3 protein-coding genes are annotated in these 17,651 nt (G+C 76.2%); all 3 read left to right on the top strand.

Translation table 11 applies throughout. The features are described from left to right. Window positions 1–26 precede the first annotated feature (26 nt). The 3 genes from ACWCRA_RS22110 to ACWCRA_RS22100 are packed head-to-tail and all read left to right on the top strand — an operon-like array spanning window position 27 to window position 17,007. Entirely contained in the window at window positions 27–4,778 is a 4,752-nt protein-coding gene (locus ACWCRA_RS22110) for an amino acid adenylation domain-containing protein (protein ID WP_451068398.1), read from the top strand. Further along, the gene (locus tag ACWCRA_RS22105) at window positions 4,775–9,451 is read left to right on the top strand and encodes an amino acid adenylation domain-containing protein (RefSeq protein WP_451068397.1); all 4,677 of its coding nucleotides are present in this window, start codon (window positions 4,775–4,777) and stop codon (window positions 9,449–9,451) included. Before ACWCRA_RS22110 ends, ACWCRA_RS22105 begins: the two co-directional genes overlap by 4 nt. Beyond that, window positions 9,448–17,007: an amino acid adenylation domain-containing protein gene (locus ACWCRA_RS22100; protein WP_451068396.1), complete on the top strand. Its 7,560-nt coding sequence runs from the start codon at window positions 9,448–9,450 to the stop codon at window positions 17,005–17,007. Before ACWCRA_RS22105 ends, ACWCRA_RS22100 begins: the two co-directional genes overlap by 4 nt. Window positions 17,008–17,651 lie beyond the last annotated feature (644 nt).

Raw genomic sequence — 17,651 nt, 5'->3', positions numbered from 1 at the left:
CCATGCCAATGGAAGGCGAACCCCCCGTGACAACTGACGGTGCCCGGACGGAACGAGGAGCGGCTGAGCGCAGGCGGGAACTGCTGCGCCTCGCCAAGGAGCGCGAGAACCTCGGCGCCGACCCCGCCCCCCTGTCCGCGCCCGCCGCCGCGGACCGCCAGGACCTGCCGCTCTCCGCGGGCCAGCGGCGCATGTGGTCGATCCAGCAACTGCACCCCGAGAGCGTCGCCTACAACGTGCTGATCGCCCTCGACCTCACGGGACCGCTGGACGGCGCGGTCCTGGGCCGGGCCCTCGCCCGGCTCACCGCCCGCCACGACATCCTGCGCACCACCTACCGCACCGGCCCCGACGACACCCCCGTCCAGCGGGTCGAGGCCGGCCTCGCCGTGCCCTTCGACCGGGTGGACCTCAGCCATCTGCCGGGCCCCGCCGCCGCCGAGCGCACCGCGGCGGAGGCCAGGGCCGCGGCCGGCCATGTCTTCGACCTCAGCGCCGAGGCCCCGCTGCTGCTGCGGCTCATCCACACCGGCGCGGACACCCACACCCTGGTCCTCGTCGCCCACCACATCGCCTGGGACGACAGCACGTCCGCCGTCTTCTTCGGCGAGCTGATGGAGGAGTACCTCGGACTCATCGGCGGTACGCCGCCCCCGCGCGGCCCGGCCCTCCAGTTCGCCGAAGCCGCCGCCCCGGACCGGCCCGCGGACCCCCGGCCCGAGGGACTGGCGTACTGGCGCGAACGGCTGGCCGCCCCGCCGCCCCCCGTCGACCTGCCCCGGCTCGGCGGCGGCTCCGGTGGCACCGGGCGCCCCGGGGACGACCAGGCGCACCGGCTGCTGCCGGGCACCGGCCGCCGCGTCCGGGAGTTCGCCCGCCGCGAGGGCGCGTCCCCGTTCATGGTGCTCCTCGCCGCGGTCAACGCCCTGGTCCACCGCTACACCGGCGCCCAGGACTTCCTGGTGGGCGCGCCCGTCGTCAACCGGGACTTCCCCCGCGCCGATGAGGTCGTCGGCTACCTCGGCAACACCCTCGCGCTCCGCGCGGACGTCCGCCCCGGGGACAGCTTCACCGAACTGGTCGCCAAGGCCCGGGCCCGCTGTGTCGAGGCGTACGAGCACCAGGACATCGAGCTGGACCATGTCGCCCGGGAGGCCGACCCGCAGCGTCTGCGGGGCGACCAGGGCCTGTTCAACCTGGTCCTCTCGCTGCGCAGCACCGTGCTCGCCCCCTTCACGGCCGCCGGTCTCACCGCGACCCGCCGCCACCTCTACAACGGCAGCGCCCGCTTCGATCTGACGCTGGCCGCCGAGTTCGACGGCGACGAGGTGGGCGTCGAGGCCAACCACTGGGCCGACGACGGCGCCGCCGCCATGGCCCGGCAGCTCCTGCGCCATCTCGACACCCTCCTCGACGCGGCCCTGGAGCGGCCCGACGCCCCCATCGGCTCCCTGGAACTGCTCACCGCCGGCGAGCGGGCGCGGATCACCGCCGCCGCGGCCGGTCCCACCCCCGAGCTGCCCGGCACGCTGCTGCCCGCGCTCTTCGAGGCCCAGGCGCGGCGCACCCCCGAGGCCACCGCCCTGCTCTCCCCGGCCGGTTCGCTCACCTACGCCGAACTCAACGCCCGCGCCAACCGGCTCGCCCGCGAGCTGGCCGGCCGGGGCATCGGCCCCGAGGACCTGGTGGCCCTCTCGGTGCCCCGCTCCCACGACACCGTCGTCGCGGCGCTCGCCGTGCTCAAGTCCGGCGCCGCCTATGTGCCCGTCGACCCCGACTACCCGCCGGACCGGGTCCGCTTCATGCTCACCGACCCCGCGCCCGCGCTGCTGCTGACCACGGCCGGCGCCGCCGCCGGGCTGCCCGGGGACGCGGGCCCCGAGCGGCTGCTCCTGGACGCCCCCGGGACCGCCGCCCGGCTCGCCGCTCACGGCGGGGAGGACCTCACCGACGCCGACCGGACCGCCCCGCTCCACCCGGACCACCCGGCGTATGTCATCTACACCTCCGGCTCCACCGGCACCCCCAAGGGCGTGGTCGTCGCGCACCGCGCGCTCGCCGCCCATCTGGACTGGGCCGTACGGCTCTTCAAGGGCCTCGCCGGGCACACCCTGATGCACTCCTCGGTCTCCTTCGACTTCTCCGTGACACCGATGTACGGGCCGCTGCTCCAGGGCGGTGTGCTCGAACTCTGCGAGGACACCCTCGACGCCCTGGCCTCCGCCGCCGGCCGGGCCAGCTTTCTCAAGATCACCCCCAGCCATCTCCCGCTGCTGCCCGCCGTACGGCTCGCCGAGGCGGGGGAGCGCACCCTCGTGATCGCCGGTGAGGCGCTGCGCGGCGAGGCCCTCGCCGAATGGCGGCCCCCGGCCGGCGGCACCACCGAGGTGATCAACGAGTACGGTCCGACGGAGACCACGGTCGGCTGCCTCCTGCACAGCCTCGGCACGGGCGACGGCACCCCGCCGGGCCCCGTCCCCGTGGGCCGCCCGGTGCCCCACACCACCTGCCATGTGCTCGACACCTCCCTCGCGCCCGTCCCCGACGGGGTCACCGGCGAGCTGTACATCGGCGGAACCCAGCTCGCCCGCGGCTATCTCGGCCGCCCCGGCCTCACCGCCGCCCGCTTCGTCGCCGATCCGTTCGGCGCGCCCGGCACCCGGCTCTACCGCACCGGGGACCTGGTCCGCCGCCGCACGGACGGCACCCTGGACTTCGTCGGCCGCGGCGACGACCAGGTGAAGGTCCGCGGCTTCCGGGTCGAGCTGGGCGAGGTCGAGGCCGCCGTCGCCGCCTTCCCCGGCGTCACCGCCGCAGCCGTGACCACCCACCACGACGGCCCCGGCGGCACCTATCTCGCCGCCTACGCCGTTCCCGCCGGACCCGGCGCCGTCGACGAGACCGCACTCCGCGGCCATCTGGCCGCCCGCCTCCCCGAACACGCCGTCCCCGCCGCCGTCGTCCTGCTCGACGCGCTGCCGCTCTCCCCGTCCGGCAAGACCGACCGCCGGGCCCTGCCCGCTCCCTCCTTCACCGCCACCGCGCCCGCCCGGGAGCCGCGCACCGACGCCGAGCGGACCCTGTGCGAACTCTTCGCCGGGCTGCTGGGCATCGAGTCCGTCGGGGTGGACGACTCGTTCTTCGAACTCGGCGGGGACAGCATCGTCGCCATCTCCCTCGTCAGCCGCGCCCGCGCGGCGGGCCTGCGGATATCGCCCGGCGACGTCTTCACCCACCGCACCCCCGCCGCGCTGGCCGCCGCCACCGCCGCGCCCGAGGAAGCGGCGGCCCCCGCCGACGACGGCACCGGCACCGTCGTGCCCACGCCCGTCATGCGGGCCTTCGCCGCCCGCCCCGGCGGCCTGCTGCCCCGGCACCACATGTCCGCGCTGCTCGACGTGCCCGGCGAGCTGGACACCGAGGCGCTGACCACCCTGCTCCAGGCCCTCATCGACCACCACGGCGCTCTGCGCTCCCGGCTCGAACCGGGACCGCAGCTGGCCGTGCCCGCTCCCGGAGCCGTGTCCGCCGCGACCCTGCTGCACCGCGTCGACACCACCGGGACCACCGGCCCCGGACTCGCCGATCTGATCGCGGCCGAGCACGCCGCGGCCCTCGCCCGGCTCGACCCCCGGGCCGGGGCCATGGCCCAGGCGGTCTGGTTCGACGGCGGCCCGGACGGCGGCAGGCTCGCCCTGCTCGTCCACCACCTCGCCGTGGACGGCGTCTCCTGGCGGATCGTCACCGAGGACCTCGCCACCGCCTGGCAGCAGCTCCGCGCCGGCGAACCGGTCCGGCTGCCGGAGGTCCGCACCTCCCTGCGCCAGTGGACCAGCGCCCTGGTCGACGCGGCGAACCAGCCCGGGCGCACCGCCCAGCTCGACATCTGGCGGGAGGTCCTGGACGGCCCCGACCCGGTTCTCGGCACCCGCAGGCCCGACCCCGAGCACGATCTGTGGTCCACCATGGACACCGTCACCGTCACCGTGCCCCCCGCGACCACCACCGCGCTGCTGACCACCGTCCCCGCCGCCTACTCCGCCGGCGTGGAGGACATCCTGCTCACCGCGCTCGGCCTCGCCGTCACCGCCTGGCGCCGCGACCAGGGCACCGACGAGCCCACCACCCTGGTCACCCTGGAGGGCCACGGCCGCGAGGAGAGCGTGCTGCCCGGCGCGGACCTCACCCGCACCGTCGGCTGGTTCACCAGCCAGTACCCGGTCCGCCTCGATGTCGCCGGGCTCGACCTCGACGACGCGCTGGCCGGCGGCCCCGCCGCCGGGGACGCCGTCAAACGCGTCAAGGAACATCTGCGCCAACTCCCGGACCGGGGACTGGGGTACGGACTGCTCCGCCGGCTCAACACCGCCACCGCGGCCACCCTCGGCGCCTTCCCCGAACCACAGATCGGCTTCAACTACCTCGGCCGCTTCGGCACCACCGACGGGGAGAGCCGCCGGGACTGGACGATCGGCTCCGGCGGCCTCACCGCCGCCTCCGACCCCCGGATGCCCGCACCCTCCGCCGTCGTCGTCAACGCCCTGACCGAGGACACCCCCGAAGGCCCCCGGCTCACCGCCCACTGGACCTTCCCCGAGGGCGTGCTCGGCGCCGTCGGCGTCACCGCGCTCGCCGATCGCTGGCTCGCCGCCCTGACCGCCCTCACCACCCACACCGAGCGCCCCGACGCGGGCGGTCTGACCCCCTCGGACCTCTCCCTGGTCTCCCTCGACCAGGCCCAGCTCAACGCCCTGGAATCGAGGTGGCGCACCGCATGAGCACCCGCTCCCCGATCGAGGACGTCCTGCCCCTGACCCCCCTCCAGGAGGGTCTGCTCTTCCACTCCGTCTACGACGAGACCTCCCTGGACGTCTATGTCGCCCAGCTCGTCGTCGATCTGACCGGCCCGCTGGAGCCCGCCCGGCTGCGCCGCGCCGCCGAGGCCCTGGTCCGCCGGCACACCTGTCTGCGCGCCGGCTTCATCCGCGACACCGGCTCCCCGGTGCAGGTGGTCCTCCGCGAGGTCACCGTCCCCTGGCGGCAGACCGATCTGTCACCGCTCGACGAGAGCGCCAGGGACGCCGAGCTGACCCGGCTCGTGGAGGCCGACCGGGTCCGCCGCTTCGACCTGGAACAGCCACCGCTGATCCGCTTCCTGGTCGTCACCACCGGCCCCGGCCGGCACCGCCTGGTGATGACCAACCACCACATCGCCCTGGACGGCTGGTCCACCCCGCTGCTGATGCGCGACCTCTTCGCGCTGTACGCCGCCGACGGCGACCCCGCCGCGCTCCCCGCGGCCAAGCCCCACCGGGACTTCCTCGCCCACCTCGCCGGGCGGGACCGCGAAGCGGCGCTGGCGGCCTGGCGCACCGCCCTGGACGGCGTCCACGAACCCACCCTGCTCGCCCCCGCGGGCCGGCCCGACCGCCCCCAGCTGCCCGAGGAGGTCGGCGCACGGCTGCCCCAGCACCTCACCGAGCGGCTCACCGCGCTGGCCCGCGCCCACGGCGTCACCCTCAACACCGTCGTCCAGACCGCCTGGGGTCTGCTCCTCAGCAGGCTCACCGGCCGCCGGGACGTGGTCTTCGGCGCCACCGTCTCCGGCCGGTCGCCCCTGCTCCCCGGCGTCGAGACCATCGTCGGCCTGCTGATCAACACCCTTCCGGTACGGGTCCGCACCGACCCCGCCGAGACCGTCGCCGAACTGCTCGTCCGCGTCCAGGCCGAACAGGCCGCCCTCATGGACCACCAGCACCTGGGCCTCGCCGACATCCAGCGGATCACCGGCACCGGGGAACTCTTCGACACCCTCACCGTCTTCGAGTCCTTCCCCTTCGACGCCGACGCCATCACCGCCGCACAGCGGGGCGCCGGACTCACCGCCGCCTCCACCACCCGGCCCATCGCCACCCACTACCCCCTCACCCTCATGGTGGAGCCCGGTCCGGGCGGCACCGGTCTCCTCCTCAAGCACCGGCCCGACACCTTCGACCGGGCCGCTGCCGAGACCGTGCTGGACCGCTTCCAGCGCGTCCTCGTGGCCATCGCCGACGACCCCGGCGCCCGCTGCTCCCGGCTGGACGTGCTCAGCCCCGGCGAGCGCCGCGAACTGCTGAGGCCGGCCGCCGAAGCCCCGGCGCCACCGCCCGGCGCCACCCTGCCCGCGCTCTTCGAGGAGCGGGCCGCCGGCGCCCCCGGGCGCGTCGCCGTCGTCGACGGCGAGGAGCGGCTCACCTACGGCGAACTCAACTCCCGGGCCAACCGGCTCGCCCACCGGCTGATCGCGCTCGGTGCCGGCCCCGAACACCTGGTGGCCCTCGCCCTGCCCCGCTCGGCCGAGCTCGTCGTCGCCGTCCTCGCGGTCCTCAAGACCGGCGCGGGCTACCTTCCCGTCGACCCGGACTACCCGGCCGACCGGATCAGGCTGCTGCTCACCGACGCGGCCCCCACCGCCCTGCTGACCGTGCGCGGCACCCTCACCGACACCACCCTGCCCGCTCTGCCCACCCTGCGCCTCGACGACCCCGGCACCCTCGCCGACCTCGGCCGCCGCCCGGACACCGATCCGGACGACGCCGCGCGCCGGGCCCCGCTGGACCCCCGGCACCCCGCGTACGCCATCTACACCTCCGGCTCCACCGGCACCCCCAAGGGCGTCCTGATCCCGCACGCCAACGTCGTCCGCCTCTTCGCCGCCACCGCGCCGCTGATCGAACCCGGCCCCGACGACGTGTGGACGCTCTTCCACTCGTACGCCTTCGACTTCTCCGTCTGGGAACTCTGGGGCGCCCTGCTCCACGGCGGCCGGCTCGTCATCGTGCCCACCGCCGTCAGCCGCTCGCCCGAGGACTTCCTCACCCTGCTCGACGAGAGGGGGGTGACCGTGCTCAACCAGACGCCCTCCGCGTTCCACCAGCTCACCGCGGCCGTGACGGAGCGCGGCACCCCCACCGCCGGTCTGCGCGCCGTCATCTTCGGCGGCGAGGCCCTCCAGCCCCCGCGCCTCGCCGACTGGTACGCCGCCCACCCCTCCGGCGGCCCGCGCCTGATCAACATGTACGGCATCACCGAGACCACCGTCCACGCCACCCACCAGCCCCTGCACGCCGGGATGACGGACACCGCCGCGAGCCCCATCGGACACGCCCTGCCGGGCCTCGGCCTCCATCTGCTCACCCCGGACCTGGACCTGGCACCGCCCGGTGTCATCGGTGAGGTGTACGTCGGCGGGGGCCAGCTCGCCCGGGGCTATCTGGGCCTGCCCGGGCTGACCGCCGGCCGCTTCGTCGCCAGCCCCTTCGCCCCCGGCGAGCGGCTCTACCGCACCGGCGACCTGGCCCGCCGCGCCGCCGACGGCACCCTGGAGTTCGCCGGCCGCGCCGACGACCAGGTCAAGATCCGGGGCTTCCGGATCGAGCCCGGCGAGGTCGAGGCCGCCGTCGCGACCCACCCGGGGGTCTCCCGCTGTGTGGTCGTCGCCCGCCGGGACGGCCCCGGCGGAACCCGGCTGACGGCCTACGCGGCCACCGCCGCCGGCCCCGCGCCCACCCCCGCCGAACTGCGCGCCCACACCGAGAAGGTGCTGCCCCCGCACATGGTGCCGGCCTCCTTCACCGTGCTCGACACCCTCCCGCTCACCCCCCACGGCAAGGTCGACACCCGGGCCCTGCCCGCCCCCGACACCAGCGGCACCACCACCGCGAGGCAGCCCTCCGGCCCCGCCGAGACCACCCTGTGCGAGCTGTTCGCCCACGTGCTCCACCTGGACCGGGCCGGGCCCGATGACTCGTTCTTCGAACTCGGCGGAGACAGCATCCTCGCCATCGGACTGGTCTCCCGCTCCCGCGCCGCCGGACTGCCCCTGACCCCCAGGGACGTCTTCACCCACCGCACGCCGGCCGCCCTGGCCCGCGCCGCCGGCCGGGCCGCGCCCGCCGCCCCCGCCGAGGCCGACGACGGCACCGGCGAGGTCGGCCCCACACCCATCACCGCCTGGCTCGGCGCCCTCGGCGGCCCGGCGGCCGGACTCTCCCAGTCCGCCACCGTGCCCGTCCCGGCCGGCACCACCGAAGAGCACCTCACCACCGCCCTCCAGACGCTCATCGACCACCACGACGCCCTCCGGCTGCGCACCGAACGCACCGCACCCGACTCCTGGACCCTGCGCGTCCAGCCCCCGGGCGCCGTGCCCGCGGGCCCCCGGCTGCACCGGGTGGAGTGCGCCGGACTCGGCGGCGCCGAGCTGGCCGGGACCGTCCGTGCCCGCGCCGAGGCCGCCCGCGCCCGGCTCGCACCCGACAACGGCGACCTGCTGCGGGCCGAGTGGCTCGACGCCGGACCCGGCCGCCCCGGAACGCTGCTGCTGGTCCTGCACCACCTCGCCGTCGACGGCGTCTCCTGGCGCATCCTGCTGCCGGACCTCGCCACCGCCCTCACCGCCGCCGCCGCGGGCACCCCGCCCGGGCTGCCCGCCGCCACCACCTCGCCGCGCCGCTGGGCCCAACTCCTCGGCGAGGAGGCACGGAACCCCCGCAGAACCGCCGAACTCCCGCTGTGGACCGAGATCCTCACCGACCCCGGCCCCCTCCTCGCCGGGCGCCGGCCCGACCCCGAGCGCGACACCCAGGGCACCGCGGGCCGCCTCGAACTCCGGCTGCCCGCACACCTCACCGAACCCCTGCTCGGACGCGTCCCCGCCCTCTTCCACGCCGGAGTGCAGGACATCCTGCTCACCGCGCTGACCCTCGCCCTCGCCCAGTGGCCCGAGGGCGGCAGCCCCGCCGTCGTCGAGGTCGAGAGCCACGGCCGGCACGAACACCTCTTCCCCGGCACCGACCTCTCCCGCACCGTCGGCTGGTTCACCGCCGTCCACCCGGTCCGGCTCGCCACCGACCCGCTCACCCCCGCCCGGCTCCGCGACGACGGCGCCGCCCTGGGCCGCGCGGTCAAGGAGGTCAAGGAGCAGCTGCGGGCCGTCCCCGACGCCGGAATCGGCTACGGACTGCTGCGCCGGCTCAACCCCGACACCGCGCGGGCCCTGGCCGCCCTCCCCGCGCCGCTGGTGGGCTTCAACTACCTCGGCCGCTTCACCGCCCCCGCCGGCGACGCGCCGGCCGCCGGGGGACCGGTGGGCAGCGGCGCCGACCCGGCGATGCCGCTCGGCCACGCCATCGAGGTCAACGCCGCCACCTGGGACACCCCCGAGGGACCCCGCCTCACCGCCCGCTGGACCTGGGCCCCCACCCTCCTCACCGAGGACCGCGCCCACGCGCTGGCCACCGCCTGGTTCACCGCCCTGGAGGCCCTCGCGTCCACCGAGGACCTGGCGGGCGCCGGCGGACGCACCCCGTCGGACCTGCCCCTGACGGGGCTCTCCCAGGACGACATCGACGACCTGGAAGCCGAGTTCGACGACACCGTGACCGACAGCGACAGGATGCCGTCATGACCCAGCAGTCCCGCATCGAGGACGTCCTGCCCCTGACGCCCCTCCAGGAGGGCATGCTCTTCCACACCCAGCTCGACGACGGGCAGGGGCCCGATGTCTACACCGTGCGACTGGGCATCGACCTCACCGGACCGGCCGACCCCGCGGCCCTGCGGCGCGCCGGACAGGCGCTGCTGGACCGGCACCCCAACCTCAGGTCCGCCTTCCGCACCAGCAAACAGGGCCGCCCGATGGCCGTCGTGCTCCGCCGGGTCGCGCTCCCCTGGACCGAGCACGACCTCGCCGCACTCGACGAGGGGCCGCGCCGCGCCGCCCTCGCCGAACTCGCCGAGCGCGAACGCGCCCGCCGCTTCGACGTCCGCACCCCGCCCCTGCTGCGCATGGCGCTCATCCGCCTCGGCGCGGACCGCTTCCGTCTCACCCTCACCTTCCACCACGTCCTGCTCGACGGCTGGTCCTCCCCGCTGGTCCTGCGGGAACTGCTGGCGCTGTACGCGGGCGGCCCGGACGCCGCCGCGCTGCCCCCCGTCACCCCCTACCGCGACTATCTGGCCTGGCTCGCCGAGCAGGACCGCGACGCCACCGCCGCCGTCTGGGACCGGGCGCTCGACGGGCTCGACGGACCCACCCTGCTGGCCGGCCCCGCGCCCGCCCGCACCCCCGCGCTGCCCCGGCGGGTCGACCTCACCACCCCGCCGGAGCTGGCCGCGGCCCTGCACACCCTCACCCGGAGCCGGGGACTGACCACCGCCACCCTCGTCCAGGCGGCCTGGGGCCTGCTGCTCGCCCGCCGCACCGGCCGCACCGATGTCGTCCTCGGCACCGCCGTCTCCGGCCGCCCCCCGGAGATCCCCGGGGTGGAGACCATGGTCGGCCTCTTCATCAACACCGTTCCGGTACGGGTCCGGCTGGACCCCGCCGAACCCCTCGGCGCCCTCCTCGAACGCCTCCAGGCCGAGCAGTCCCGGCTCCTCGGCCACCAGTACCCCGGCCTCGCCGAGATCCAGCGCTCGGCCCCGTCGGCGGGCGGCGGCGAACTCTTCGACACCCTCGCCATCGTCGAGAACTACCCGCCGCCCACCACCCGCGAGCCGGTGGCCGGACTCCGGGTCACCGGCCTCGACGGCGAGGACGCCACCCACTACCCGCTCACCCTCACCGCGGTCCCCGACCCCGCCACCCCCGGCGGGCTCGCCCTCACCCTCGACTACCGGCCGGACACCTTCGAGCGCGCGGACGTCCTCCTCATCGGCGAGCAACTGCTCCGCGTCCTCGGCCACCTCGCCGCCGACCCCGGCCTGCCCACCGCCCGCTGCGAGGCCCTCGCCCCCGCCGAGCTGACCCGAGCCCTGGAGAGCTGGCGCGGTGAGAGCGCCCCGCTGCCCGAACAGACCCTGCCGGAGCTGTTCCGGGCCCGGGTGGCCGCCGACCCCGGCGCCGAGGCCCTGGTGCACGAAGGGCAGAGCCTCAGCTACGCGCGGCTCAACGCCCGCGCCAACCGGCTCGCCCGGCTGCTGACCGCGGCGGGCGCCGGCCCCGAGGACCTCGTCGCCGTCGCCCTGCCCCGCTCGCCCGAACTGGTCGTGGCGCTCCTCGCCGTCCACAAGGCCGGAGCCGGCTACCTGCCCATCGACCCCGGCTACCCCGCCGAGCGCGTCACCCTCATGCTCGACGACGCCCGGCCCGCCCTGCTGCTCACCCCGCCCGGGGTGCCGCACCCGGCGCCGGACACCGGCACACCGCAGCTCACCGTCGGACCCGACACCGGCGCGGAGCACCCGGACCACGACCTGGAGCCCGGGGAGCGCACCGCCCCGCTGCGCCTCCAGCACCCCGCGTACACCATCTACACCTCCGGCTCCACCGGCCGTCCCAAGGGCGTCACCGTCCCGCACACCGCGATCGTCAACCGGCTGCGGTGGACCCAGCGGGCCTACCCCCTGCGCCCCGGCGACCGGGTGCTCCAGAAGACCTCCGCGAGCTTCGACGTCTCGGTCTGGGAGTTCTTCTGGCCGCTGATCACCGGCGCCACCCTGGTCCTCGCCCGCCCCGAGGGCCACAAGGACCCCGCCTATCTCGCGGCCCTCATCCGGGACGAGCACATCACCACCGTGCACTTCGTCCCCTCGATGCTCGACGCCTTCCTCCAGGAGCCGGCCGCGGCCGGCTGCCGCGGGCTGCTGCGCACCCTGCTGTGCAGCGGGGAGGCACTGCGCCGGGAGACCGCCGACCGCTGCCACCGGCTGCTCGGCATCAGCCCCGACAACCTCTACGGGCCCACCGAGGCGGCCGTGGACGTCACCGCCCACGCGCACCGGCCCGACGCGCCGCCCGCGCCGACCGTCCCGATCGGCCGCCCGGTGCACAACACCCGGGTGTACGTCCTCGATCCGGCGCTGCGCCCGGTCCCGCCCGGCGTCACCGGCGAACTCCACCTGGCCGGGCCCCAGCTGGCGCGCGGCTACCTCGGCCGGCCCGGCGCCACCGCCGAACGGTTCTGCGCCGACCCCTACGGCCCTCCCGGCGAGCGCATGTACCGCACCGGGGACCTGGTGCGCTCCGACGCCGACGGCGTCCTGGAGTTCATCGGCCGCACCGACGACCAGGTCAAGATCCGGGGCTTCCGGGTCGAGCCGGGCGAGGCCGAAGCCGCCCTCACCGGCTTCCCCGGCACCGCCCGGGTCTGTGTCGTCGCCCGCGAGGACCGCCCCGGCGACCTCCGCCTGGTGGCCTACGCCGTACCCGCCGAGGGGGCCGGAACCCCCGACCTCGAAGCGCTGCGCGCCCACGCCGCCCGCACCCTGCCCGAGCACCTGGTGCCCGCCGACTACGTCCGGCTCGACACCCTTCCGCTCACCCCCAGCGGCAAACTGGACCGCCGCGCCCTGCCCGCCCCCGGGCGGACCACCGGCGCCGGGGGACGGGCCCCGGCCACCCTCCGCGAGAAGCAGCTGTGCGCGCTCTTCGCCGATGTCCTCGGCCTGCCCGCGACCGGCCCCGACGACCACTTCTTCCACCTCGGCGGCCACTCGCTGCTCGCCACCCGGCTCGTCAGCCGCATCCGCGGCGAACTGGACACCGACGTACCCCTGCGGGCCGTCTTCGACGCCCCCACCCCGGCCCGGCTCGCCCTCCTCCTCGACGGCGGCGCCACCGCCCGGCCGGCCCTCGCACCCGCCGTACGGCCCCCGGCGATACCGCTCTCCTTCGCCCAGCGCCGGCTCTGGTTCCTGGACCGCCTCGACCCGGACGGCACCACCTACAACATCCCCTGGGCCTGGCGGCTGTCCGGACCCGTCGACCCCGGCGCCCTCCACGCGGCCCTCGGCGATCTGACCGGCCGCCACGAGGCCCTGCGCACCGTCCTCCCCGACGACGACGGCGTCCCGCGCCAGCACGTACTGGCCCCCGAGGAGGCCCGCCCCCCGCTGCACACCGAGTCCCTCGCCCCCCGGGACCTTGCCGCACGCCTCGCCGAGGTCGCCGCCCACCGCTTCGCCCTGGACCGGGAGATCCCCTTCCGGGCCCATCTGCTCACCATGGGCCCCGCCGACCACCTCCTGATGCTGCTGGTGCACCACATCGCCGCCGACGGGGCCTCGCGCGGCCCCCTCCTGCGCGACCTGGACACCGCCTACGCGGCCCGCCGCGAGGGCCGCGAGCCCTCCTGGGCGCCGCTGCCCGTCCAGTACGCCGACCACACCCTGTGGCAGCGCGAACTCCTCGGCGACGAGGACGACCCGCGGAGCACGGGCCGCCGCCAGGAGGCGTTCTGGACCTCCGCCCTGGCCGGTCTCCCCGAGGAACTGCCCCTCCCCGCCGACCGCCCCCGGCCCGCCACCGCGAGCCACCGGGCCGACACCGTCCCCTTCACCGTGCCGCCGCGGCTGCACCGCGCCCTGCGCGACCTCGCCGACCAGTGCGACGCCAGTGTGTTCATGGTCCTCCAGGCCGCCCTGGCCGCCCTGCTGACCCGGCTCGGCGCCGGCCACGACATCCCCCTCGGCACCCCCGTCGCGGGCCGTGCCGACGAGGCTCTCGACGGCCTGGTGGGCTCCTTCACCAACACCCTCGTGCTGCGCGCCGACACCTCGGGGAACCCGGGCTTCCTGGATCTGCTGCGCCGGGTCCGGGACACCGACCTCGCGGCCTACGCCCACCAGGAGCTGCCCTTCGAACGCCTGGTTGACCTGCTCAACCCGGTCCGCTCGCTCTCCCGCCACCCGCTCTTCCAGGTGATGGTGGCCCACCAGGTCGTGCCGGCGCCGGGCACTCGTCTGCTGGGGGTGCCCGCCGCCCAGCACGACACCGGGCTGCGCACCGCCAAGTTCGACCTCGCCCTCGATCTCACCGAGCGGCCGGGCGAGGACGGCATCAGCGGCCGGCTCGACTACCGGCTCGACCTCTTCGACCCGCCGACCGCCCGGGCCCTGGCCGAACGCCTGGTCCGGGTCCTCGAAGCGGTCGCCGCCGAACCGGACCGTCCGATCGGCGCGATCGAGGTGCTCTCCCCGGACGAGCGGACCAATATCCTCGGCCCCTGGAGCGGCTCCCCCTCCTCCCAGGCCCCCATCACCCTGGTGGACGCCTTCGAGGAGCAGGCCGGGCTGCGGCCCGACGCGGTGGCGGTGGTCCTGGAGACGGAACAGGTCACCTACCGGGAGCTGGACGAGCGCGCCAACCGGCTGGCCCGGCTGCTGCTGTCCCGGGGAGCCGGACCCGAGCGGCTGGTCGCCCTCGCGCTGCCCCGCTCGATCGACACCGTCGTGGCGCAGCTCGCCGTGGTCAAGACCGGCGGTGCCTATCTGCCGCTCGACATCGACTACCCGGCCGAGCGGATCGCCCTGATGCTCGACGACGCCGCGCCGGTGATCGTGGTGACCGTCGCCGCGCTCACCGGGGGACCGGCCGCCGCCCGACCGGAGGCGGTGGCCGTGGTGCTCGACGACCCGGCGACCGCCGCCCGCGCCGCCGCGCTGAGCGCCGGCCCGGTCACCGACGAGGAACGCGGCGGGGCCGTGACCCCGGACCACGCCGCCTACCTCGTCTACACCTCGGGCTCGACGGGCCGGCCCAAGGGGGTGCTGCTCACTCACTCCGGAGTCGCCGGGCTGATCGCCACCCAGCGGGAGCGGTTCGGCGTGGGCCCCGACAGCCGCATCCTGGCCTTCGCCTCACCCGCCTTCGATGTGGCGTTCTGGGAACTCTGCCTGGCGCTCTGCTCCGGCGGCCGGCTGATCGTCGTACCCTCCGAGCGGCGGGTGGCCGGACCGGAGCTGACCGAGTACGCCCTCGACCACGGAGCGACCGTCTTGATCCTGCCCCCCGCGCTGCTGGAGGCCCTGCCGCCCGAGTGCGAACTGCCCGAGGACTCCGTGCTGCTGGCCGGCACCGAACGGGTCTCCCCCCAGCTGGTGACCCGCTGGGGCGCCAACCGGCGGCTGTTCAACGCCTACGGGCCCACCGAGGCGACCGTCAACTCCACCCTCGGCGCCTGCGATCCGCAGGAGTACGCGGACACCGCGCCGGGCTCCGTGCCCATCGGCATCCCCGACCCGGGGACCCGTGCCCATGTCCTCGACGCCGCCCTGCGCCCGGTGCCGCCCTCGGTCCCCGGTGAGCTGTACCTGGGCGGCGGCGGACTCGCCCGGGGATATCTCGGCCGCCCCGGCCTGACGGCGGAACGGTTCGTGGCCGACCCCTTCGGACCGGCGGGCAGCAGGCTCTACCGCACCGGCGATGTCGTGCGCCGGCGGCCCGACGGCCGGATCGACTTCATCGGACGCAGCGACGACCAGGTGAAGATCCGGGGCTTCCGGATCGAACTCGGCGAGGTGGAGGCCGCCCTGACGGCGCAGCCGGAGGTGGTGTCGGCCGCCGCCGCGGTCCGCGACGACCTCCCCGGCGGACGCCGTCTGGTGGCGTACGCCGTCCCCGCGCCGGGCCGGACCCCCGACCCCGAGGAACTGCGCGCCGCGCTGGCCGGCGTGCTGCCCGGGGCCATGGTCCCGTCCGCCGTGATGCTCCTCGACGCGCTGCCGGTCACCGGCAGCGGCAAGCTGAACCGTGCCGCGCTGCCCGCGCCCGACCGGCTCGGCCCCGCCGAGGGGGAGCGGCCCACCGACCCGGTCCAGAAGACGCTGGCGGATGCCTTCGCCGAACTGCTCGGCCTGCCCGGGGTGGGGGTCCACGAGGACTTCTTCGCCATCGGCGGGCACTCGCTGCTCGTCCCGCGGCTCCTGGCCCGGGTCCGCTCCGAGCTGGGGGCGAGGATCGCGACCAGGACCTTCTTCGACGCGCCCACCGTCGCCGCCCTGGCCGCGCAGGTCACCGCGGCGACCGGTGGGGCCGGCGCGCCCGGCGGCGCGGACGCGCCCGACCCGGCGGCCCAGCTCCGGCTGGACGCCCGGCTGGACCCGGCGCTGCGCGCCCTGCCCGGCCCCGCGCACCCCGCCGACCGCCCGGCGGAGATCCTGCTGACCGGGGCCACCGGCTTCGTCGGCACGTTTCTGCTGGAGACGCTGCTCTCCGTCACCGGGGCCCGGGTGCACTGCCTGGTCCGCGCCGCCGACGAGACGGCGGCCGGCGCCCGGCTGCGGGAGACCAGGGACCGCTACGGCCTGCCGGAGCTGCCGCCCGGCCGGGTGACGGCGGTCCCCGGCGATCTGGGCCGGCCCGGGCTCGGACTGGACCCGGCGACCTATGCGGCGCTCGCCGGGCGGATCGACACCGTCTTCCACAACGGCGCCTCGATCAGTCTGCTGCGCGGGTATCCGGCCCTGCGGGCGGGCAATGTGCTGGGCACCGCGGAGATGGTGCGCTTCTCGCTCACCGGGCGCCTCAAGCGGCTCCACCACACCTCGACCCTGTCGGTGATCCCGCGCCTGGAGACGGGGCTCGCCCGCTGGCCCGAGGAGGCGGAGCTCCCGGAGATCGAGGGGCCGGGCAACGGGTATGTGCAGAGCAAGCGCGCGGCGGAGGCGCTGGTGGCGGCGGCCGGGCGGCTCGGTGTCCCGACGACCGTCCACCGGCTCGCCCGGGTGACCGGGCACAGCCGCACCGGCGCGTGGACCACCGAGGACTTCCTCGGCAGGCTGCTGGTCGGCTCGCTGCGGGTGGGGCTGCTGCCCAGCCACGGCCCGGCCGAACTGTGGACGCCGGTGGACCAGGTGGCCGAGGGGATGGTCCATCTGGCGCTGCGGCCCGAGTCGCGGGGGCAGGTCTTCCACCACGCGGACACACCGGCGGTCTCCATGGCCGACCTGGCCGAGTGGATGACCGCCTGCGGGCGGCCGGTGGGGCTGGCGGAACCGGCGCGGTGGGCGGACGCGCTGGCCGAGGACCCGGGGAACCCGGTGGGTCCGTTCCTGCCGCAGCTCCGCGGCCAGGCTCCCCGGCCGGCGGCTCCCTGGGTGCCCGAGCCCTTCCACACCGACCGTCTGCGGTCCGGGCTCGCGGGCTCGGGGCTGCCGCGCCCGCAGCCGGGGCCCGGGCTGCTGGCCCACTACCTCCGCTTCTTCGAGTCCCAGGGCCTGCTGCCCCCGCCGCCGTCCTAGCCACCCGAGCCCGGGCCGCCCGCACCCCGCGGGCCCCGGGGCCAATCACCGGTGTGCGGCCCCCCGGGGCGCCGGGTCGGTCCTCAATCGCCGGACGGGCTGGGAATGCCGCTGGGCGGGCCGCGAGTGCGGGCTCCCGGGGTGCCGGGTCGGTCCTCAGTCGCCGGACGGGCTGAAAATGTTGCTGGGCGGGTCGCGAGTGCGGGCTCCCGGGGTGCCGGGTCGGTCCTCAGTCGCCGGACGGGCTGAAAATGTTGCTGGGCGGGCCGCGAGTGCGGGTTCCCGTGGCCCGGGGTCGGTCCTCAGTCGCCGGACGGGCTGGGAATGTTGCTGGGCGGGCCGCGAGTGTGGGCTCCCGGGGTGCCGGGTCGGTCCTCAGTCGCCGGACGGGCTGGGAATGTTGCTGGGCGGGTCGCGAGTGCGGGCTCCCGGGGCCCCGGGTCCGTCCTCAGTCGCCGGACGGGCTGAAAATCAGCCCCTCCGGCGATTGAGGAGCGGGGGTTCGGGGGCTGGCCCCCGACGGGTGCCCGCGCGTCGCGGGGCCGGGCTCGGGAGCGGGCTCCGACGGGGTGCCCGGGCGTCGCGGGGTGGGGTTCGGGAGCGGGCTCCGACGGGGTGCCCGGGCGTCGCGGGGTGGGGTTCGG

The sequence above is a fragment of the Streptomyces sp. NPDC001889 genome (genome assembly GCF_053594535.1).
The sequence above is the reverse complement of the archived record's forward strand: the minus strand, read 5'-3'. Positions and strand labels throughout refer to the sequence as shown.

Bases quoted from the DNA above. Each gene is read 5' to 3' on its own strand.
- ACWCRA_RS22105 (WP_451068397.1), top strand. From the start codon at position 4,775: ATGAGCACCCGCTCCCCGATCGAGGACGTCCTGCCCCTGACCCCCCTC.
- ACWCRA_RS22100 (WP_451068396.1), top strand. From the start codon at position 9,448: ATGACCCAGCAGTCCCGCATCGAGGACGTCCTGCCCCTGACGCCCCTC.